This window comes from Chryseobacterium sp. MYb328 (assembly GCF_037572595.1).
Lineage (GTDB): Bacteria > Bacteroidota > Bacteroidia > Flavobacteriales > Weeksellaceae > Chryseobacterium > Chryseobacterium pennae.
This window is the reverse complement of the sequence record NZ_JBBGZQ010000003.1, coordinates 242,884-265,209: the sequence shown is the minus strand read 5'-3', so window position 1 is coordinate 265,209 and position 22,326 is coordinate 242,884. Positions and strand designations below refer to the sequence as shown.

Genomic DNA, 22,326 nt, shown 5'->3' with positions numbered 1-22,326 from the left:
AAAGAGGATATTTGTGACAAATATATGAAATTATTAATGTTTAATAAGGAATTTTGATATATATTTATGAATGTGGTTTATTGTTTTGTGATGTGGTATTTTGTGTGTTTGATTGAGTTGTATGAAAACTGTAATGTTTTCTTGGTTTCTGTTTTTAAATTACATTATGAATTGTGAGTTATTTTAAAATAAATTAGGCATAAAATAAAAATAAGGATAGAAAATTTTCTATCCTTATTTTGTGTATGTATTATTTGGGTTGGATTTAAGTGTTCTTAAATCAATTGATAATAAATTTGTTAATATTGCATTTTTCTAAGCTTTGAATTGGTGCTTCCTACAATTAGAGCAATCAGAACTGTCATGCATCCTCCAAATACCACCGAGCGTACCACTCCCAATGCTTTGGCCATTACTCCGCTTTCAAACTGTCCCATTTCATTGCTGGACATAATGAATATTGAGTTCACACTTAAAACCCGTCCTCTTATATGGTCAGGGGTTTTTAACTGTACAATAGTTCCTCTGATGACTACGGAAATCCCATCAAGCATTCCGCTTAATACCAGAAACATAAAAGAAAGCCAGTAAAGTTTTGATAATCCGAAGCCAATGATGCAGATTCCAAAACCAGTAACTACTGCAAGTAATATTTTTCCCTGGTTTTTTCGTAAAGGAACAATAGATAAAAGAGTGATAATACACATAGAGCCAATATCAGAAGCTGCATTCAGTAAACCAAATCCTTCAGCTCCCGAATTCAGGATATCTGTTGCAAATACAGGGATCATTGCTACGGCTCCTCCAAAAAGTACAGCAAACATGTCAAGACACAAAGCGCCCAGAATTTCCTTGGTTTTAAAAATATAGGAGATTCCCTCACGCATGCTTTCCACCACATCTACATTTTCTTTCTTATACTCAGAGTATTGCTTATTCAGGTGCCAGAAAAAAAGCGAGGCAATAAATATCAGGGATAAAATAACCACCAAAGTCCACTGTACTCCGAAATATCCTATAAGGAGTCCTCCAATAGCATGCCCACATACAGAGGATATCAGAAAGGTTGCCTGGTTAAGAGTAACGGCATTAGGCAGATTTTCTTTCTTTACAATTTTAGGAATCATAGAAGGAACAATAGGGCCGATAAAGGCTCTTGCAATCCCTGTGAAAAATATAACCCCATAAATGTAGTAAGTGATCTGATGTCCTGTAAAATGCATTTGAACATTAAGAAAAGCTGGAATAAGAAGCAGTGCAATCAGAAAGATATAAGCATAATTACAAATGAGCAGCAATCTTTTTTTCTCATTCATATCAATCACATGTCCTGCATATAGAGCACAGCTTACCGCAGGAATTACCTCCGAAAGGCCGATAAGTCCTATTGAAAAAGGGTCTTTGGTTAATTGATATACCCACCATCCCAATAAGGTGGCAAGCATTCTGAAAGCTAAAACAATAAAAAACCTCCCAGTAAGAAGATTTCTGAATTCAACATTTTGTAATGTTTTTAACGGGGTAAAGGAAATCATGAACAAAAATAGCCCTAAAAATTTATTTAGAGCTATCAGTATATTGTTTTTTAAAAGATATAATAAATATATATCAAAAGATAAAATCTATTTTAGTCTGCTCTTGAAGAGCTGAGTACAATCGCTGCAACACCTGCAGCTCCGATAATGGTGGCTCCAGTTGCAATTCTTGCTTTTCTGCTGTCTTTCACTGCAGCAACATTCGATTTAGGAATAATTACTTCTGTACTGTCTTTTTTTCCGGCCGTACCTACAAGATTATCTCCTACAACGTTTCTGAATAATATTTTCTGCTTCGGAGACCCGTCTCTCATGGTAACTTTGTAAATTTTACCGGCTTCCAGATTGGAATAGTTGTTTTTTGAAATATCCTCGCTGTATTTTGTAGTAGCGCAAGATGTAATAACAAATAAAGACGTTAATAAAGATGATTTCAACAGTACAGATGCTTTCATTATTTTCGTTTAGTTTTTCAAATTTATAATTTTTTTCGAATATACGTTTTTGGAATTGAAAAAATATCTTTAAAGTTTGTAAATTTCTAACAGATCTGCGATTTTTCTGTCGTTGGCTAATCTTGGGGTTTTATTCTGGCCACCCAGTTTTCCCTGAGATTTCGCATATTCATGAAACGCATTTTTCTTGAGTCTTGTAATCTGAAGCTTTTGTAAAATATTTCCGGAAATAAGATCCTCATAATAGGTATTCCTCTTTCTAAGCTGCTGATCCAGTTCATTTCTGAATGTTTCCCAGTTTTCAGGATCCTTTTCAAATTCAATCAGCCATTCATGATAAGGAAGACCTTCACCTGGATTAACTTGTGGTGCAAGATGGAATTCGGTGATCTGTGCCGGATGCTTTTCAAGAGTAGCTTTCATGGCTTCCTCTACTTCAAAAGCAATCACATGTTCTCCGAATGCGGAAGTAAAATGTTTAGTTCTTCCACTTACCAGCACCCTGTATGGATTTTTATCAATAAATCTGACCACATCGCCGATAGAGTAAGCCCATAATCCTGAATTGGTTGTAAGGATCAGTGCGTAGTCTTTATTAAGCTCAATTTCTTTTAATGTTAATCTTCTGGCGTTTGGCTTCCCATATTCTTCCAAAGGAATAAACTCATAAAAAATACCATGATTGGTTAAAAGTAAAAGCCCCTCTTTGGTATAATCGTCCTGAAAAGCAAAGAACCCCTCAGATGCGGGGAATGTTTGGATAATATCTACCTTTCCACCCAGTAAATCCTCCATTTTATCACGGTAGGGCTCATAATTTACGCCGCCTGTAACGATAAGTTGAAGATTAGGAAATAATTGTTTTATCTTTTTTCCGTGTTTTTCAGTCAGCTTTTCAAAATACATAATAAGCCAGGGCGGTATGCCTGAAATAAGGGTCATGTTTTGGTTTTCCGTTTCTTCAACAACCTTATCTACTTTAGCCTCCCAGTCTTCCATAATATTGGTTTCCCAACTTGGCAATCTGTTTTTTTGAAGGTAGCTTGGGATATGGTGAGCAACAATGCCGGATAATCTGCCGGTTTTAATTCCGAAAACATCTTCCAGTTCAGGACTTCCCTGCAGAAAGATCATTTTTCCGTTAACAAAATCTGCATTGTTTTTCTTGCTTATATAATGAAATAAAGCACTTTGAGCTCCTGCAATCTGATAAGGCATTCCTTCCTTAGAGATAGGAATGTATTTTGAGCCGGAAGTTGTTCCGGAAGTTTTGGCAAAGTATTCAGGAGTATCTGTCCAGAGAATATTGGACTGTCCTTTTTTTACTCTTTCAATGTATGGTTTTAAATCTTCATAATCAGCAATGGGAACTCTATTCTGAAAATCCTTTACAGAACGGATGTTTTCAAAATCATGTTCCCGCCCGAAAAGTGTTTTTTGGGCAGTACTGACAAGGGAGATCAATACATCCTCTTGGTTTTTCTCTGCATTTTTTTTGAATTCCTCTGCCTTTTGAACATGTTTTTTTGCCCAAATCAGCGCTGCGTTTTTCTTGAAGAAGTTTAACATGGTTCAAATTTATAAATAAGTAGAGAATTGTGGAATTATTTTTAGAACGTAAGGCATAAAAAAAACCGATGAAACGAATCCATCGGCCTTTCTCGAAATTTGATTATGAAAATAACAACTATATGTTGATGTTATGCTTTATTTATTTGTTTTATACCTTTTGTCCGGAGTGCCATCTTTTTTCAGATGCTTGTTTTCTTTATATCTCTTATCCGGAGTACCGTCTTTTTTCATTTTAGCAGCAGGGGCAGGTTGAGATGGTTTTGCCTCTGCCGGTTTAGCTGTTTTAGCAACCATTGGTTTTGCCGCTTTTACTTCTGCTGGTTTAGCAGCTGCAGCTTTTACAGGGGCAGGTGTTGTATGAGTAGCGGGAGCAGTCTGCTGAGCAGTAGCAAGGCCCAGTCCTAAAACTAATGACATTGCTGATAATAATTTTTTCATAAGAATACTGTTTATTTTTTGTTAAATAAAGATATACAAAAAGCAGGCTAGAAATTTTGGTTTTTTAAACTTAACTAAAGTTTATTACAGCTTAAAAAAAAATTAAAGCAGCTTGCTGAATAATAAAAAAAAGCCTGTTTCCAGTTAAGAGAACAGGCTTTTACATAAACAACAGATGGGTTAACGTGTACAGTTGGCTGTCCAGGTTTTACCATCCTGAATGTATAAAATTTTCAATGTATTATTGTCAATTCTGATATAAGAAGTGGCAGTAGATCCTACCATCACTAAGGTATTATCTCCCTGTTTGCTGAATTCTATTCCATTCAGACTGGGAATACCGTTTGAGAAGGTAAAGTTGTACTTGGTGCCACTGGCAATTTTCGTTACAAATACACTTCCGGCATCCGTGTTAGTATTGGTAGAGCCTCCATCATTATAAGATACACTTCCTTTGTAGGTTCCTGCAAAAAAGTCGTTGTCTGCCGGATCATCATCCTTGCTGCACGACGAAAAAGATAATGCTGTAAAAATCAACACCATCAATACTCCTAGAATTTTCATTGCTTTTTTCATAATACTACTTTTAATGTTTGGTGTATTTAAAAAGCCAAACACTATGCCATGGGAAAAAATACAATCTTTTTTTAACAGGTTATTAAATGAATTAGTAAAAAATTAAGATTTAAATAAGCTAAGTCTTTCATTTTAAATCTAAAAGTCTGGCTGATTTTTATTCAAAGAAAAAAATATCCTTACCTTTGTATATCATTAAACGGTTTCGGAAAACTCCCGAAATCGCTTTTGTCGTTTATACCATTACTATTTATGCAGTTAAAATCCATCAACGAAAAATTCCTTCCGGACCTGATGCAAAAAGAGTTCGGAAAAGAAATTTTTACTCAGTTAGAAAATAGTCAGCATATTGCCGTGAAAGGAAGTGCGGGATCCTCAGTTTCTGTATTTGTGGCTGAACTTTTTTTGGTTCAGAAAAAAAATATTCTTTATCTGGTAGATGATAAGGAAGATGCATTGTATGCCAACACCGAAATGGAAGATCTGATTGGAAAAGAAAAAGTATTGTATTTTCCGGCTACCCATCTTGAACCGTATCAGGTAGAAAAGACGCAGAATGCCAATCTGGTATTGAGAACTGAGGTTCTGAATAAAATCAATTCAGGGAGGTCTCCAAAAGTAATCGTTGCGTATTCTGGAGCACTGTCTGAAAAGGTATTAAAGAAAGAAGACTTCAAAGCTATTTCCCATCATATAAAAGTAGGCGATCAGCTGGATTTTGATTTTGTGGATGAGCTGCTTAATCATTATCATTTCCAGCAATCAGATTTCGTTTCAGAACCAGGTGAGTTTTCTGTAAGGGGAGGGATTGTAGATGTATTTTCCTATTCTTATGAAAAGCCATACAGGATCACTTTCTTCGGTAATGAAGTGGAAAGTATAAAAACCTTTGATATAGAAACTCAGCTTTCGGTAGATAAAGTAAAGGATTTTCAGTTGGTATCCAATATGAATTTTTCTGTGACAGCAAGTCGAGTGTCATTGCTGCAGCTATTGCCTAAGGAAAGCTACGTCATTTCCAAAAACGGAATGGTAGGAATGGAGAAGATTAAAACATTCTATGAAAAGTCACTTGAAAAATATGAAACGTTAAATAAAGATATTGCCCACAGAACACCGCAGGAGCTTTTTATTTCCGATCAGGAGTTTTTATTTGATTATAAGAAATTTAAAACCATTGATTTTGCAAATGTAGCCATTCAGGGATTGAAAGAAATTACTGAAATTAAAATGGAGCAGCTTCCACAACCTTCCTTCCATAAAAACTTTGAACTCCTGATTGAGGACATGGAAGAAAAGCAAAAAGATGGGTTTGATACCTGGATTTCCTTTTCAACGGAAAAGCAGAAGGAGAGACTGGAGTCTATTTTTGAAGAGCTTGAGCATGAGCTTCCTTTTAAAAGTTTTAAATCTGAACTGCATGAAGGATTTGTAGATAATGGGCATAAACTGTTGGTATATACAGATCACCAGATCTTTGACCGTTATCAGAGATATAAAGCCAAAAACACCTTTGCAAAATCAGAACAGCTTACTCTGAAAGATCTGATGTCCCTGAAAATAGGTGATTATATTGCCCATATCGACCATGGAATCGGAAAGTTTATGGGATTGGTGAAAGTGAATAATGACGGAAAAATTCAGGAATGTTTTAAGCTGACCTACAAAAACGGTGATTTATTATATGTAAGCATTCATTCATTACACAAGATTTCAAAATATAACGGACCGGATGGAAGAGAGATTGTTTTGAGTAAACTGGGCTCTCCGACCTGGAAATCCCTGAAGCAAAAGACAAAAGCCAAAGTTAAACAGATTGCTTTTGATCTTATTCAGTTATATGCTCAAAGAAAAACAGCCAAAGGTTTTGCTTATACGCCGGATTCTTACCTGCAGAATGAGCTGGAAGCAAGCTTTATTTATGAAGATACTCCAGATCAGGAAAAGGCAACTGTAGATGTGAAAAAAGATATGGAAGCGGATACGGTGATGGACCGATTGGTTTGTGGTGATGTTGGTTTCGGTAAAACTGAGGTTGCAATCCGGGCTGCATTCAAGGCTGCAACAGACGGTAAACAGGTCGCAGTACTTGTTCCTACTACTATTCTGGCATTTCAGCATTTCAGGAGTTTTAAAGAAAGACTTAAAGATTTTCCGGTCAATGTTGGCTATGTTAATCGATTCAGAACTGCCAAGCAGAAATCTGAAACGCTGGATGACCTGAAAAACGGGAAAGTAGATATTATTATCGGAACTCATCAGTTAGTAAGCAGTTCCGTTAAATTTAAGGACCTTGGATTATTGATTATTGATGAGGAGCACAAGTTCGGAGTTTCAGTAAAAGATAAATTGAAGACCCTGAAAAGTAATGTGGACACGCTTACGTTAACTGCTACTCCAATTCCAAGGACATTGCAGTTCTCTTTAATGGCAGCAAGAGATTTGTCCGTAATCAAAACTCCACCACCCAACAGACAGCCGGTAGATACTCAGCTGGTGGGATTCAATGAAGAGATACTTCGTGATGCCATTTCTTATGAAATTCAGCGAGACGGACAGGTGTATTTTATTAATAACAGAATTGAAAATCTGAAAGATATTGCCGGGCTTATACAGCGTCTGGTTCCTGATGCAAGGGTAATCACCGGACATGGGCAGATGGATGGTAAACAGCTGGAAAAAAATGTACTTGATTTTATGGAAGGAAAGTATGACGTTCTTGTTTCAACCACCATTGTAGAAAGTGGGGTAGATGTTCCGAATGCAAATACAATCTTTATTAATGATGCGCAAAAATTCGGGATGGCAGATCTTCACCAGATGAGAGGAAGGGTAGGACGAAGCAACAGGAAGGCTTTCTGTTTCCTGATCACTCCACCTTATGATATGATTACTTCTGATGCCAGAAAACGTCTGGAGGCTATTGAACAGTTCTCTGACCTTGGAAGTGGTTTCCAGATAGCGATGAAAGACCTTGAAATCCGTGGTGCTGGAGATTTATTAGGGGCAGAGCAGAGTGGCTTCATCAATGAGATGGGGTTTGAAACCTATCAGAAGCTTATGCAGGAAGCCCTTGAAGAATTAAAAGATGATGCTGATTTTGAGAATTTATTCGAAAATGAAGAAGACAGGCAAAAGCTCTTCAAATCTGTGAAAGATGTTAATATAGATACAGATCTGGAACTGATGTTGCCGGACTTCTATATCTCCAATACAGAAGAGAGACTGTTGTTGTATCAGAAAATAGCAGAGATCAATAATGAAAAAGATCTTCATCAGTTTGAACTTGAGCTGATTGACAGATTCGGGGCGTTGCCGAAAGAAGCAGTGAATTTACTGAAAAGCGTCTCCCTGAAGTGGCTGGCTGCAGATATTGGTTTTGAAAAGATTGTGATGAAGAATGGTGTGTTTTTAGGATATTTCCCGGGTAATCCTCAGGACAAATTCTATCAGACCGACCGATTCAGACATATCATTAATTATTTGACAAGAAACCCTGCGGAAGCTCAGCTTAAAGAGAAATCCGGTAAAGAAGGAAATCAGCTGATGATGAGAAAAGAACGGGTGAAAAATGTAGATGAGGTAAATATTTTACTAAAAGCAATTATTGAACATAATTAAAATATAGTTTTTAAAAATTAATAAATTTCCTTCAAAAGTTATTAAACCATATAAAAATTCGTTTTTTTTATATGGTTTTTTTGTGATTGTTATCATGTTTTTTCTTCGAAATATTCATAGTTAGGAGAATTAGGCCCTTTTTGATGGGGTTAAAGTCACTTTTTAATGAGAAAAGACTGTTGAATAAAGCCCGTTGCAGAAGTAGTTTGAAGTGTTGTGTAATTTTATTTTAGTTTTTCTGATGGCGTAATGTAGAAATAATTCTACTTTTTCATATAAATAATTCTATGCTGTAATGTGTTTATTTCTATAGGTTTAAGGGTTGTAACTGGAATTTTTTCGATTCGTAATCAGTACCTTTGCAGTCCTTAATTATGAAAAAAATTATATTTACTTGCGTAGTTGGACTCATTTCCTCCTATGCTCACGCACAGGTGGGAATCGGAACCTCGAAGCCAAAATCAACGCTTGATGTAAACGGCAAAACCACCTTAAGAAAAGAACTCAGAGTAGGCGGAACTTCAACGAGTGCAGGAAATGCCGGATTGAATGGGCAGGTATTGGTTTCTCAGGGCGAAGGTAATGCTCCAATTTGGAAATCACTGAATGTTCCTTTTATGGAAGAGGGACAGTACAAATTGATCAATTCATATTTATCATCGGATCAGGTAGGTATTACAGCACTTTCTAACGGTATTCAGGGGGATGGTGTCTCCAGAAATAGTGTTGGGGATGATATCAATGATACTTCTAAAGGTAAATGGGTGAAAATTGATGGTCTTAAAAATATTTTTACCATTAAAAATGGAAAAAACAGGCTTACTTATCAGTTTCAGACCGGAGTTGAAATGAAGGCACCGGTATCTACGACTTCTAATAATGTAAGATTTGCTTGCGCTGTTTTCAGAAATGATAAACTGGTTGCCGTACGTCCTGACAGGGTAGCTTCTAACAATAATACGGCAAAAGCTGGTATTCAGGATTATATTTTCACACTTAATTATACAGAACTCAATGTTCCTGTTGGAGTACAAAAACTTGAAATTGCATGTAGAAAAATCAACACTTCAAATGTAAATTCTCAGTTTGCCATAGGCCGTGATGTTCAGAGTTCCAATGGAGCGTCTAATGCGTTTACACTGGAGTCTAATATGAAGATAGATGTTATTGAATATGTAACTTATAAATCCAACTAATTTAAGTGATGAAAAATATATTTTCGACTATACTTCTTGCCTCAGGACTGATGCTCTCAGCCCAGGTGGGTATTAATACTGATTCTCCAAAAGCACAACTAGATGTAAACGGAGATTTGAATCTGAGAGATAAAATTGCCGTACTTGATGCGACAGATAACACGCTTTCTATTGGAAATAATGACCAATTGCTGGTTTCCCAAGGTGAGGGATATGCACCTATCTGGAAAACTCTTCGTATTCCAGAATATGAACCGAATAAGTTTTATCTGATTTTTAATAATTCCTTTTCGGATAAATTGGGAGTTGATTTCTCATATTCAGATGAACCTAATATGAGTGCTTCTAAAGGCGCAACTTTTACTAAAGGAACAAGTTTGGGCAGCCTTATCGGATTCAAAGAAATCACTGGATTGTCACAGAATATCAGTGTGTTCAGTACTGAGAGTAAAGCGTATTTTCAGTTTGAAACTGTAGTACAGGCAAATTTTGGAAGCAATGGAACTACAGATACATCAATAGACTATGCTTGCGGTATTTTTGTGGATGATAAGCTGATCAATTTGAGACAGAATAACTTAAAGGCTAATAGTGCCCAATATCCTTTCATGACACACAATCAAATTGGACTTATAGGAAATCTTTCTAAAGGAAACCATAAGGTAAGTGTTGCCTGCTCAAGGGTTGGATCGTACGGGGATGCTCCCAACAGGAGATTGTCTGTAGGAAAAAATACAAATACCAATATTAACAACTTTATCGCTCAATCATCTTTGAAAGTAGAGGTATATGAAGTTCCACAAGCATTTAACACGATAATAAATTAAAAACCAATTATGAAAAAAATATTTTTTGTTCAATTTTTATTGATTATCGGGTTAGTGAGCGCTCAGGTCGGTATTAATACCGCAAATCCAGTTAATAAGTTAGATGTAAATGGAGATATTAATGTTAGAAAAGAGGTAAGAACTGCTGGTACTGATTTATTAAAAGGGTCAGCCGGTAATGCCGGAGACATTTTTCATAACAACTCGGAAATGACTGCAAATGACTGGAAAAGCATTAAAATAGCTGATGGACAGGGAAGTATGTCGTTGTTTTCGATCAATACTGTTGCAGATCAAACGGGAATCTCATTTAATACTAATGGTAACCCTGTACCTTATAGTGAAAATGATGACCTAACGACTAGTTGGCTTGTGATACCTCAGGCTGTGGATACTTTTTCTGTGACAAATATGTCAAATAAGGTAACATTCTCATTTCAAACCACTGCCCAAAAAATGTATGCCGGTGCAGCATCAGCAAGTTTTGCATGTGGAGTGTTTGTTGATAATAAACTTAAAGCAGTGAGAACTGATGTATTACAGGGAGATAGTGGGGCTTATAAAATATTTAATCTTAATGCAACGCTTGAGAACCTTAAGCCTAAAAATAAATATTCTGTTAAAGTAGCTTGCATCAACAGAACATTAAATAATACCACACTGGGAATTGGAAGAGCTGTAGATGGATCAACTCTTAGTAATGATATGGCACAGTCAGTTTTAACTATATCTGTATTACAACCTTATTAATTTTTGTATTCATATAATAATTAAGAATCTAAAAGCGTTATGTTTTTAGATTTTTTTTATTTATTGGCTATAATGTTTGTGGATTTGTTGGTTAAAGTAGTCTGTGTTGTGTAAAATTGAATTATATTTGAACAAATTAAAATATATGGTAAAAAACTATTTTCTTAAAATGTTCGCTGGTATTATTCCTTTCGGGTTGCTGGCTTCATGTCATACGTTTCCGGAACAGCAAAATTCATTTCAGTTCGTATGACGGATCTCAGAATCTGATGTTTACCTATATGAATTAATGGGTAGATAATCTTTGTTAATCTTATCAGAATATTAATAATCATATAATTTTTATGCAAAAAAAAATTATATTTGTGAAAAAATAATCAATTACCAGGAAATGAAACAAATTTTCTATTTTATCTTATTAATTGCAGGTTTTTCGTCAATACATTCGTGCAAAAATTTATTGGATGAAGACGGGAATCCTCTTTTGGATCTGAATCAGACAGGTGGCCTGAGTGGTCCACGAGCTTTATATAGAGAAATTACAGCTAAAGATACTCTTGCAGAATATCAGTACAGCGGGCTGCAGGTGACCAGAGTGCTCACTGACAGTGCTTCTATTACGGATATTATGTACAGTGGTGACAGAATCAGCCAGATTACCTTCAGAGGTTTTCTTGATCTTGACGGAAACGGAAAACTGGATAAAGACAGTGTTTCCTACAGCCAATTATTCAATTATGGAAACAATAGCAGATTGCAGTCTATTTCTGAAACCCGTTATGTTTTCAGAAGACCACTACCAGTTCCTCCTTCCACTAAGCCAGGTCCTCAGACCTTATTAGCTACAGAAAAATACATTTATGCTTTAAAATATAGTGCAGCTACCACCAAACTGGATAGTATCATTATGAGAAAAGGAGTAGATGTTCCAGGAGTTCAATTTGCGTTTACAGAGTATTCAAAAACAGCATATACTTATGCCGGAGACAATGTATCTAAAGTAATTAGACTTTATGGCCCGGCATCCGGTCCTACTGGAGAAATTTATGGAGCCCCTGTTGAAAAATACGGATACGAATATTATGTTTATGATGAGCAGATCAGCCCATTCACATTATTACCGTTTACTTATAAAATTTCCAGATTGTTATCTACGAAACGTAATGATAAAGAAAGTTTAATTCTTTCTCCTAACAATCCTAAGAGATGGTCTGTAACTGATCTTACGGCACATATTCCGATGCCGATTGTAATGAGTACAAACTATGCCTATGACATACAGACGTATATGACAAAAGGCTATGGAGTAAACTATATTTATAAACCACAATAGAATAGTTTTTTAACAATATTTAAACTCAATCTTCTTAAGGTTGAGTTTTTTATTTTTTATGTTTTAATTTTGTAAAAAATTTCTGATGAAATATTTAATTGTTGGGCTGGGAAACAAAGGCTCAGAATATGAAAATACTAGACATAATATAGGCTTTAAAGTTGCAGAAAAAATAGCAGAAAAACTGGAGGTGTCATTTAATACCGCTAATTTCGGCTGGATGGCAGAAGGTAAATATAAAGGACGAAAAGTCTTCGTCCTTAAACCAGATACATACATGAATCTCTCCGGTAATGCAGTGAGATACTGGATGCAGAAAGAAAACATTCCTCTGGAAAATGTACTGATCATAACGGATGATCTGGCACTTCCTTTCGGAACATTGAGATTAAAGGGGAAAGGTTCTGATGCAGGCCACAATGGGCTTAAGAACATCAATGAAGTATTGCAGACTCAAAACTATGCAAGACTTCGTTTTGGAATATCGGCCGATTTCTCTGCTGGACGTCAGGTAGATTATGTATTGGGTACATGGAATGAAGAAGAATCTGAAAAGCTTACTGAAAGAATTGAAACTTTTTCAAAAGCCAGCCTTTCCTTTGTATTTGCAGGAATCAGCAATACAATGTCAGGATTTAATGGAAAATAAAGAGATGATGTATATTTTTTGATCGGAATGCTGCATCAGCTTTGATTATAAAATAAAGGCCATCGGATTTCCGATGGCCTTTTGCTGTGTTTTAAATTAATTTCCAATCAATTTATTTGAGCGATGCTCTATTTATATACTATTTTTTGTAACTAGCTGAAATGTTGGGATTATAACCAGCTTACGGCACCCGTTTCAACATCGTAATTAGCTCCAATGATCTTAATTTTACCTTCTTCTTCAAGTCTTTTAAGAGTTGAGCTTTCTTTACGGATATCTTCTATTGCATTCTTTACGTTATGATGGTTCAGTCTTTCTAAAAGGGAACTGTTTTTTGAAGAACGTTCTTCATTTTCTTCAATAATATCATTGATGATCGGGTTGAAGTGATTGATCAAGTGGTTTAGATTATCCATTCCCATTCCTTCAATCTGAGCTGCATCAAGACCTCCTTTTAAAGCTCCGCATTTAGTGTGTCCCAGAACTACGATCAGCTTAGAGCCTGCAACGTTACAACCGAATTCCATAGAACCCAGAATATCCTGATTTACAAAATTACCGGCGATTCTGATACTGAAAACATCTCCCAATCCCTGGTCGAAGATCAGCTCTGCAGAAGTACGGCTGTCTATACAGCTTAATACTACTGCAAAAGGCCACTGTCCTTCACGGGTAGCATTTACCTGCTCAAGAAGGTCTCTGTTGGCTTTAAGGTTATTAACGAATCTTTGGTTTCCTTCCTTTAAAAATTCTAATGCTTTTTCAGGAGTAATAGTAGACTGAGTTTCGTATGTATGTGCTTTCATATAATTGTAATTGTTTGTTGAGTTAAAGTTTAAAAAATTGAGTAGAGCTTACATTGCTCTTTTATGAGTAATTAAAATGTGAGAATCCTGGCTTCTTTCATAATCTCTGTATGAAGTTTTGAAGCCCAGCAACTCTACAGTGATGTCCTCTTCCTTTGCACGGATATTGGCAAAATCCTGAATCATTTCCAATACATCGGTAGCAATGTATGATGTTTCTCTGGCATCAATGATAACATTGGAATTGGCCTTAATGTTTTTTAGCGTTTTTTTAATAGCTGCCTTATTCAGGAAAGAAACTTCTTCAGCTAGTTTAATCTTGATTCCATCGGCATCATCCAGCTTTTCTCTGCTTAAATAATAAGCTCTTTTCATATTTCCCTGAAGAATATAGAAAACAGAGATGGCAAGACCAATTCCCACTCCTTTTAACAGGTCTGTAGCTACAACCGCTACAACCGTTGCTACGAATGGTACAAACTGGAATTTTCCAAGATGCCAGAAATGTTTGAAGGTAGCAGGTTTTGCCAGTTTATATCCTACCAGGATCAACACGGCGGCAAGAGTTGCCAACGGGATCATATTCAGGATGAAAGGGATCGTTAATACACAAACCAATAAAAGAACACCGTGGATCATAGCTGATAATTTAGAAGTTGCTCCTGCATTGGCATTGGCAGAGCTTCTTACCACTACAGAAGTCATTGGTAGCCCTCCGATAAATGAACTTATAAGGTTTCCTATACCCTGTGCCTTAAGCTCAAGGTTGGTGTCTGTAATTCTTCTCTGTGTGTCTAGTCTGTCTGAAGCTTCAATACAAAGTAGAGTTTCAATAGAAGCTACAATGGCAATAGTTGCTCCTGCGATCCATACCTTAGGATTGGTGAAACCTCCGAAATCAGGCATTGTAATCAGATTTTTAAAGTCATCCAGCGTTTGTGGAACAGGTAATGATACTAAATGTTCCGTACTGATAGCCAAAGCACTTCCTGATAATTTGAATAGTTCATTCAATAATATTCCGGCTAGTACGGCTACTAAAGCTCCGGGAAGCATTTTCATTCTTTTAAGACTTGGAATTTTATCCCAGAGGATAAGTATTCCTATAGATATTGCCGTTACAATCATAGCTCCCGGATGAATAGCTCCGAAAAGTTCTGTGAAATAGCCAAAGTTCAGTCCATTACTAAAAATAGACTGGTTCCCTTCATAATCTTTATCGAATCCCAAGGCATGGGGAATTTGTTTTAAAATAATAATGATACCGATCGCGGCAAGCATTCCTTCAATAACGTTATTGGGGAAATAATTGGAAATACTGCCTGCTCTTACAAAGCCTAAAACCAATTGGATGAGGCCGGCAATGATCCCTGCACATAAGAACAGTTCGAACGCTCCAAGATCAGTGATCGCAGTAAGTACAATAGCGGTAAGACCTGCAGCAGGCCCGGAAACCGATATGTTTGAATTACTAAGGAATCCTACGACAAGACCACCTACAATCCCGGAAATAACCCCGGATAATGGTGGCGCCCCAGATGCCAGAGCGATTCCTAAGCACAAAGGAAGTGCTACTAAGAATACAACGAGCCCGGAAGGGAAATTCTCCTTGATTCCTCCTAATAATGATGTTTTTTTCATGATATTTTTTGAAATATTATAACCGATTGATTTATTCCTAAATAATCAATTATAAAAGATTGGAAATTTAATTTTCAAAGCATACACAGCTTATTCAGTACCTGGAAGGCATGAATAACTATAAAATCTAACTACTACTTTAAAAATTAAGCTTCCGGAGGCGGAGAAAATATGGTAAGTAAAGGGGATAGATGAAAGGAATCATCTATCAACACAAAAGACATAGCCTGAGGATCTGGCTCGGAAAATTTCAGATAATCGAAAACATCCAAAGGCTTGGGTATAGTCTTTTCGTAAACAATAAATGAGGACGGGTGAGAATGCGGTTCTTCTTCATTTACTATTATATTCGTTCTCAGAATATCCCAGCCCGCAACCGCAGCTATGCTTGGAAGCGCTGTAAAATTCAGAAAAAACGTTAATACAATAATACTCCAGAATTTCATTTCACATTTCTTTTTAAAAAAACTACTTGGTTTTTTTGCTCATTACCCAATCGGAACCTGTAAGGTTATAGATCTTCTGAATGTCTTTTAAGATTTTCTCAAAATCAATTTCAAGATCAATGATCTTTCCTGTTCTAAGGTCAAATACCCAGCCATGTACAATAGGTTGTTCTTCTAAAATATACCTTTCCTGTACACAGGCCATTTTGATGACGTTAATACACTGCTCCTGAACGTTAAGTTCAACAAGTCTGTCATAACGTTTATCTTCATCTTTGATAGAATCCAGTTCAGCCTGGTGCAATCTGTAAACGTCACGGATGTTTCTCAGCCATGGATTCAGTAATCCTAAATCCTGGGGAGTCATCGCAGCTTTTACACCACCACAGTTGTAATGCCCACATACCACAATGTGTTTTACTTTAAGATGTTCTACAGCATATTGAATAACGGCTGTGGAGCTCATGTCTAAAGTATTTACGATATTGGCGATATTTCTGTGAACAAAAACTTCTCCTGGTTTTGCACCCATTAATTCTTCCGCTGTTGCTCTGCTGTCTGAACATCCGATATACAAATAGTCAGGATGCTGAGTTTTTGCCAGTTCATGGAAGAAATTTGGATCTTTCTCAATTTTAGATTCTACCCATTTTTTGTTGTTTTCAAAAATAACCTCGTACGATTGTGACATAATTTTAAATTTAAAAAGGTTTATAATTATTTATTTCGTTTAAATTATTTTCGAATTCAATAGACTGAATCAATAATTATGCAAAAATATACTTTTTGGAGAAAAACTATCCACTTTTAACAAAGTTTAATATTAAAATATGCTTAAAGTCATGTCTAATATTCCGGTATACTTTGTCTTAGAGTGCATCATGATTTCTCAATAATTCAAACGTTTAAAAACTAAGATAAAATTACAAAGTATAAACCAAAAAATGAGACCTGAAGATTAAAATATTTTTAAATTTTTATTCTGTATAGAAGAACAGATGATTAATCCGTTGAAGATAAATACTATTTGCTGTCAAAAAATGAATAAATTAAGGTCCTGATTTTAAATGGGTAGCCTTAATGGAAGATTTTGATCTGGGAATATTATATTGGGCAGGAATTTTTATTGCCTGTTTTTCATCTTTTCTCATATTAGGGAAGCGGGAAAAGAAAACAGATGATTTTCTTTTAGCAATATGGTTTTTGATTATAGGAGCTCATCTTGTTTTTTTTGTATTATTTCGTGCTGAGGGCTATTTGAAATTTCCTTATCTCATTGGATTTGAAATTCCGTTTCCTTTTATGCATGGTCCTATGTTGTATTTGTACATTTTGGGGATAACGGGCAGGAATTCTGGCAAAAAGATTTGGCTGCTGCATTGGTTGCCCATTTTGATGATTTATATTAGCTTACTTCAATTTCTGATGCTGTCTCCTCAGGCAAAGGTGGAGGTATATCAAAATAAGGGTAGGGGATATGAAGTATTAAGTAATATTATTAAGGTTTTAATGATTTTCTCCGGAGTTTTATATGTGGGACTAAGTCTCCTTGCGGTAAGGAAATACAAGAAAAAAATTGCCAATCAATTTTCCAATACGGAGAAAATTAACCTGAATTGGTCATATTATTTGATTACCGGAATTGCCCTGATATGGATTGCTGTTATTATAAGAAATAATATTCTTATTTTTTCTATGGTTGTTCTGTTTATTCTGGTAGCGGCTTATTTCGGGATCAGCCGTGTAGGTATTCTTAATTTACCTGTTTTAGATACTGTAGAGGATGAAAAATATTCTGATAATGAAGTGGTAAAGTATCAGAAAAATTCTCCGGGAGATGAGGTTATAAAAGCTATTTATAGTAAGCTTATATATAAAATGGAGCAGGAAAAACTGTACATGAATCCGGATCTGAACCTAAATCATGTTGCAAAACTGCTCGATGTTCATCCCAACATATTATCTCAGGTTATTAATTCAATGGAAAACAAAAATTTTTACGATTATATTAACCGGCAACGGATTGAAGAATTTAAAAGAATTGCTGTACTTCCTGAAAATCAGAAATACACTATTTTATCTCTGGCATTTGAAAGTGGTTTTAATTCAAAGACTTCATTTAACAGGAGTTTTAAAAAATATATGGACTGTTCACCAAGAGAATTTTTAAAAAGCCTGAATTTTGATATAGAATAAGTTATTTCGTGTAAATATTTGGTAATTAGTGTCTGGGCATTTGTTCCACCTTTCATTTTGGCATAATTGAACAGTTTTTTCTCCTCATTTTTACAGAAAAATTAACCAACTGCTATGAAGCAATTCTTATTCGTTATCATCTGTATTTTTGCTTTGATAATAAGTTTGTATCCATTGATTTATGTTTTCGTTGAACATAAAAATACTTTTCTGGGATCTAAACCTTCGGAAGTTCTTCAAAACCAAATCTGGAAATTTGCATTTTTTGCCCATATTATTTTCGGGGGTATTTCCCTTTTTATCGGCTGGCGTCAGTTTGGTATTAAGTTTCGAAATAAGCATCTGAGGCTTCACCGGATAATTGGAAAAACCTATGTTATTTCTGTTTTTATAAGTTCTGTTTCCGCTATTTATATGGGGATATATGCTAATGGAGGAATTATATCATCTGCCGGATTTATCTCTTTGGGATTGGTATGGCTCATTTCTACATTAGTTGCCCTTATTCAGATCAGAAAAGGAAATGTGATGAAGCATCAGCAGTTTATGATTTACAGCTATGCCTGTACCTTTGCTGCAGTGACATTAAGACTTTGGTATCCCTTGTTGAAAAATCTCACACAGGATCCTGATAACTCGTATCTTGCAGTAGCATGGTTATGTTGGCTTCCCAATGTATTGGTAGCCTATTTTATTAATAAAAAGAATCTTAATACTGACTAAAGAACCTTATTGTTGATGTAGCCTTGTGTTGCATTTTCTGCAGGATAAATCTTACCGGGATTTCCCATGACCATTGAATCCCCGGGAACATCAAAATTAACATAAGCGTTGGGAGCAATCAGTACATTACTTCCAATGTTTATATTTCCTACAATAACGGCATTAGGTCCTATCCACACTTCATCTCCGATAATGGGATAGCCTTCATTTTTTCCTCTGTTCTGCTGTCCTATGGTTACCCCTTGGGCAATATTACAGTTTTTACCGATTTTAGCTTTAGGATTGATGACCAGTGCTCCCCAATGTCCCAGATATAAACCTTCGCCAATCTGAGTTTCCGGGTAGATCTGAAATCCGTATTTGATCTGATAATGTCTTAAAACCAATTTCCAGAATAGGCCGGAAATAGATTTTTGGTGATATTTCTGTGCTTTTCTGAGAATATAGAGATAATGGAGATTGGGATTAATACACTTTTTCCAAATCCCAAAAGTGGAAAGCCATTGCCCGCTTTCCCTGTAAAAATCTTTCTGTATTGCTGTATACTCTGGCATAACAAAATATTTTATACGTTATCAATGATCTCCTGTAGATGAGCTACCGATTTTTCAAGAACGAACGGAAGATCAGTATTGACAATCTCCTTCTCATATTGTCCGGCAAGTTCATGGGTAGTTAAGATTTTTTTCATTCCTTCATAAATTCCCTCTTCTGAATTGGAAGTAATGAGACCAAGTTTTCCATCCTGAAGCAGGTCTTTTATCCCCGAAACATCGGTTGAAACTACCGGTTTATTCAGAATAAGAGCTTCTGCAATAATAGTAGGGAAACCCTCATGTCGGGAAGACATTACATAAAAATCGGATTGTTTAAGATAAGGATAAGGATTACTTCTGAAACCAAGCATTTTTACCGTTTCCTGAAGTCCAAGTTGGTTGAGTTTAGCCTGAATATTTTCAAAATCAAAACCGTCTCCTATAATGATGATCTGATGTTTAAAACCTTCATCCATTAATTTCTTATGAACATCAAGAAGTCTGTCATAGCCTTTTTGGGGATATACGGTTCCTATGGTTACAAAGGTTGGAAGATCTTTGGAGAATGGGAAATCATTGATGGGAACATCAGCCTTCTGTAGAGTATCCTGTCTGTCAATGGGATTGAAGATTTTAACAACAGCCTGTTTTTCCTTTTCATTATGTGCTGATTTCTGCATTTCTTCCTTCAGTTTATTGGAAATCACTAATATTCTGTCAAATCTGAAAAGCTGCCTGATGACATCCGGAGTATATTCTTTCAGATTAAATATATCATTCTGAATCCAGATGATCTTTTTGGAATCCTTTTGCGGGCTGGATAAAAGTTCTTGGTACATCCCATGGATGGCTGCAATTTCTACATCGTATTTTTTGTTTTTTAAGACGAACTTATACAGTAAGGAAGGAAACAGCAGGAACATTTTCTGATAAAGTACCCTGAATGCCTTTACCGGAATTTCATGAGGCCTGTTGGTGGTAATCATTTCTCCTTTCAGAAGATAGTGCAGTTTTACCCATGACGGAACTTCCTTAATGTACATTCCTGTATAGAGATTGATTAATAAGTCAACTTCATATTTGTCTTCGGGAAGGTTTTTAAGAAAATTCACTAAAACTTTTTCTGCACCACCATGGCGGAGGGATCCGATACGTATAAGAATCTTTTTTTTCATTCAGAGGTCTTTATATTCTGTGAAAAATATTTGCAGACTGTTATCCTTATTAAGGAAAAACCAGTTTTTAAATAAATATTTTTCTGTTATGCACACCGGTAATTTTTGAGGGTGGCTTACAAAAATATAAAAAAAACGATGTTTACGTTCAGAAAGAATATAAATTATTGTTAAATAAAGACCTTTCCGGAAGAAATAAAACAAGGGAATGAATGGATAGGTGAAGATATACGTTTTCTTATTTCAGAAGATCTGATTATCTGATTCTTCTTGCCTTTTTATATTTATGAGGAAGATTAGCTTTAATATATTCGTCAAGCTTTTTACGGTCTTTTTCCAGTTCTCTCGGATAGTCTGGATTATTTTTTAAAACGATATCTCCATAATCCTCAATGGTACAAAGGAACTGGGCCGGATTACCAATGAATACAGTATTATCCGGCATAGATTGAGACAGAACAGAATTGGCTCCCAAAATACAGTTGTTTCCGATTTGTACATCCTGAGTAATGACACCGTTGATCCCTATTGTACAGTTATTTCCGATTTTGATTCTACCCATGATTCTGGCATCCTCATATCCGGGAAGCTTTCTCAAAAGAGTAGTTGTCCCGCCATGGTTCACGAATCTTACCCCGGCAGCAATATTGACGTTATCACCAATTTCAATAAGATAAGGCTCCGTACCAAAATAAATTTTGTCCGGCATATTGAAATTTTTTCCTACTTTCATACCACGATATTTTGCCGCCTCCAAACTTGCTTTGTTTAAGAAAGTATGGTAGACAGAATGTATTTTCAGTACTATTCGGTATATGAAGATCATTATTGTAAATTTGTTTTTTACTTTTGCAAAGAAAAAGAATTTATATGATAAAAGTTTCCAAAATAGAATATTATTTGCCGGAGCTGGTTCTTACCAACGAGGATTTGGAAAAAGAGTTCCCTGAATGGAGTTCCGAAAGGATCCATGAAAAAGTAGGCATCGCACAGCGCCACATCTCATCAGAAAACGAAACGGTACTGGACCTTGGCGTGAAATCATCCGAAAGGCTTTTTGAAAACTATGACAGGAATAAGATAGACTTTATTCTTTTCTGTACCCAAAGTCCGGATTACTTCCTTCCTACTACAGCCTGTATTTTGCAGGATAAGCTTGGCCTGAGAAAAAATATTGGAGCTATGGATTTTAATCTTGGATGTTCCGGATTTGTATATGGACTGGCGTTTGCCAAAGGCTTAATTGCAGCTGGAATTGCCCAGCATATTTTATTGGTTACCTCAGAAACCTATACCAAGCATATTAATCCAAAAGATAAAGGAAACCGAAGTATATTCGGGGATGCCTCGGCCTCGGCAATTGTTGAAAAGTCTGAAAGCGGCAGTGATTATAAATTCTGCCTGGGTACAGATGGCAGTGGAGCAGAAAATCTTATTGTTAAAAAAGGAGCATTCAGAACAGATTTTGAACTGAACCCTGAAAATGAGTTTTCACCGGAAAATCTTTATATGAACGGACCAGAGATTTTTAATTTCACGATTGAAAATATTCCCGGGCTGGTAAAGGAAACGATGGAAGTGAATGGGTTGACGATGGATGATATTGATCATTTTGTATTTCATCAGGCCAATTCATTCATGCTGAACTACTTGAGGAAAAAGACCAAAATTCCTACAGAAAAGTTCTATATTGATATGGAAAAAACAGGAAATACCGTTTCTGCCACTATTCCGATTGCTCTGAAAAATATGATGAACAAGGGAATACTGAAGGAAGGAGATAAGGTTTTACTGGCCGGTTTTGGAGTGGGATATTCATGGGGCGCAACGATATTGGAAATTTAATTATTA

At 35.9% G+C, this 22,326-nt stretch carries 20 protein-coding genes and 1 pseudogene; 9 read left to right on the top strand and 12 right to left on the bottom strand.

Features of this window, described 5'->3' with window-relative positions:
* Positions 1–299: 299 nt before the first annotated feature.
* From WH267_RS05205 to WH267_RS05185, 5 genes are all read right to left on the bottom strand, one after another.
* Positions 300–1,535 carry an MFS transporter gene (locus WH267_RS05205; protein ID WP_340006267.1) on the bottom strand — a complete coding sequence of 412 codons (1,236 nt, stop codon included), beginning with the start codon at positions 1,533–1,535 and terminating at the stop codon, positions 300–302.
* Positions 1,536–1,627: 92 nt separating this feature from the next.
* A complete protein-coding gene (locus tag WH267_RS05200) occupies positions 1,628–1,990 on the bottom strand; it encodes a hypothetical protein (RefSeq protein WP_115968113.1) in 363 nt (120 codons plus the stop codon).
* Between the two features lie 69 nt (positions 1,991–2,059).
* Positions 2,060–3,559 (bottom strand): GH3 auxin-responsive promoter family protein, encoded by a 1,500-nt coding sequence (locus WH267_RS05195; protein WP_340006265.1) that lies wholly within the window; start codon positions 3,557–3,559, stop codon positions 2,060–2,062.
* Positions 3,560–3,697: 138 nt separating this feature from the next.
* Positions 3,698–4,000 carry a hypothetical protein gene (locus tag WH267_RS05190; protein ID WP_115968110.1) on the bottom strand — a complete coding sequence of 101 codons (303 nt, stop codon included), beginning with the start codon at positions 3,998–4,000 and terminating at the stop codon, positions 3,698–3,700.
* Positions 4,001–4,180: 180 nt separating this feature from the next.
* Positions 4,181–4,576, bottom strand: a complete 396-nt coding sequence (locus WH267_RS05185) for a hypothetical protein (RefSeq protein ID WP_340006263.1) — start codon at positions 4,574–4,576, stop codon at positions 4,181–4,183.
* A gap of 252 nt (positions 4,577–4,828) precedes the next feature.
* Between WH267_RS05185 and mfd the strand changes: the two genes are divergently transcribed.
* The 6 genes from mfd (at position 4,829) to pth (ending at position 12,952) form a co-directional block, all read left to right on the top strand.
* Complete coding sequence (gene mfd, locus WH267_RS05180) at positions 4,829–8,197, top strand: transcription-repair coupling factor (protein ID WP_340006261.1); 3,369 nt, start codon at positions 4,829–4,831, stop codon at positions 8,195–8,197.
* 374 nt (positions 8,198–8,571) lie between these two features.
* Positions 8,572–9,393: a hypothetical protein gene (locus tag WH267_RS05175; protein ID WP_115968105.1), complete on the top strand. Its 822-nt coding sequence runs from the start codon at positions 8,572–8,574 to the stop codon at positions 9,391–9,393.
* 8 nt (positions 9,394–9,401) lie between these two features.
* Positions 9,402–10,220, top strand: coding sequence for a hypothetical protein (locus tag WH267_RS05170; RefSeq protein ID WP_115968104.1), 819 nt, complete (start codon positions 9,402–9,404; stop codon positions 10,218–10,220).
* A gap of 9 nt (positions 10,221–10,229) precedes the next feature.
* Positions 10,230–10,970 carry a hypothetical protein gene (locus WH267_RS05165; protein WP_340006258.1) on the top strand — a complete coding sequence of 247 codons (741 nt, stop codon included), beginning with the start codon at positions 10,230–10,232 and terminating at the stop codon, positions 10,968–10,970.
* A 391-nt stretch (positions 10,971–11,361) separates the two neighbouring features.
* Positions 11,362–12,303: a hypothetical protein gene (locus tag WH267_RS05160; RefSeq protein ID WP_115968638.1), complete on the top strand. Its 942-nt coding sequence runs from the start codon at positions 11,362–11,364 to the stop codon at positions 12,301–12,303.
* An 85-nt stretch (positions 12,304–12,388) separates the two neighbouring features.
* A complete protein-coding gene (gene pth / locus WH267_RS05155; RefSeq protein WP_123320468.1) occupies positions 12,389–12,952 on the top strand; it encodes an aminoacyl-tRNA hydrolase in 564 nt (187 codons plus the stop codon).
* A 170-nt stretch (positions 12,953–13,122) separates the two neighbouring features.
* Here the strand turns inward: pth and WH267_RS05150 are convergent.
* The 4 genes and pseudogenes from WH267_RS05150 to WH267_RS05135 form a co-directional block, all read right to left on the bottom strand.
* Positions 13,123–13,761: pseudogene (locus WH267_RS05150) on the bottom strand (carbonic anhydrase family protein); the annotation flags it as partial.
* 45 nt (positions 13,762–13,806) lie between these two features.
* A complete protein-coding gene (locus WH267_RS05145) occupies positions 13,807–15,399 on the bottom strand; it encodes a SulP family inorganic anion transporter (RefSeq protein ID WP_340006256.1) in 1,593 nt (530 codons plus the stop codon).
* A 146-nt stretch (positions 15,400–15,545) separates the two neighbouring features.
* Entirely contained in the window at positions 15,546–15,845 is a 300-nt protein-coding gene (locus WH267_RS05140; protein ID WP_115968096.1) for a hypothetical protein, read from the bottom strand.
* A gap of 22 nt (positions 15,846–15,867) precedes the next feature.
* Positions 15,868–16,536 carry a carbonic anhydrase gene (locus WH267_RS05135; protein ID WP_115968095.1) on the bottom strand — a complete coding sequence of 223 codons (669 nt, stop codon included), beginning with the start codon at positions 16,534–16,536 and terminating at the stop codon, positions 15,868–15,870.
* A gap of 704 nt (positions 16,537–17,240) precedes the next feature.
* Between WH267_RS05135 and WH267_RS05130 the strand changes: the two genes are divergently transcribed.
* Entirely contained in the window at positions 17,241–18,041 is an 801-nt protein-coding gene (locus WH267_RS05130; protein WP_340006253.1) for a helix-turn-helix domain-containing protein, read from the top strand.
* Between the two features lie 114 nt (positions 18,042–18,155).
* On the top strand, positions 18,156–18,764 hold the full coding sequence (locus WH267_RS05125; protein ID WP_340006251.1) for a DUF2306 domain-containing protein: 609 nt from the start codon (positions 18,156–18,158) through the stop codon (positions 18,762–18,764).
* Here WH267_RS05125 and WH267_RS05120 read toward each other — a convergent pair.
* The 3 genes from WH267_RS05120 to WH267_RS05110 all read right to left on the bottom strand — a co-directional run bounded on the left by WH267_RS05120 (position 18,761) and on the right by WH267_RS05110 (position 21,208).
* Positions 18,761–19,318: a serine O-acetyltransferase gene (locus WH267_RS05120; protein WP_115968090.1), complete on the bottom strand. Its 558-nt coding sequence runs from the start codon at positions 19,316–19,318 to the stop codon at positions 18,761–18,763. The genes WH267_RS05125 and WH267_RS05120 overlap by 4 nt on opposite strands.
* Positions 19,319–19,329: 11 nt before the next feature.
* Entirely contained in the window at positions 19,330–20,475 is a 1,146-nt protein-coding gene (locus WH267_RS05115; protein WP_340006249.1) for a glycosyltransferase, read from the bottom strand.
* A 256-nt stretch (positions 20,476–20,731) separates the two neighbouring features.
* Positions 20,732–21,208, bottom strand: coding sequence for an acyltransferase (locus WH267_RS05110; RefSeq protein WP_228438430.1), 477 nt, complete (start codon positions 21,206–21,208; stop codon positions 20,732–20,734).
* A 137-nt stretch (positions 21,209–21,345) separates the two neighbouring features.
* Here WH267_RS05110 and WH267_RS05105 point away from each other — a divergent pair, with 137 nt between their 5' ends.
* A complete protein-coding gene (locus WH267_RS05105; protein WP_340006247.1) occupies positions 21,346–22,320 on the top strand; it encodes a 3-oxoacyl-ACP synthase III family protein in 975 nt (324 codons plus the stop codon).
* Positions 22,321–22,326 lie beyond the last annotated feature (6 nt).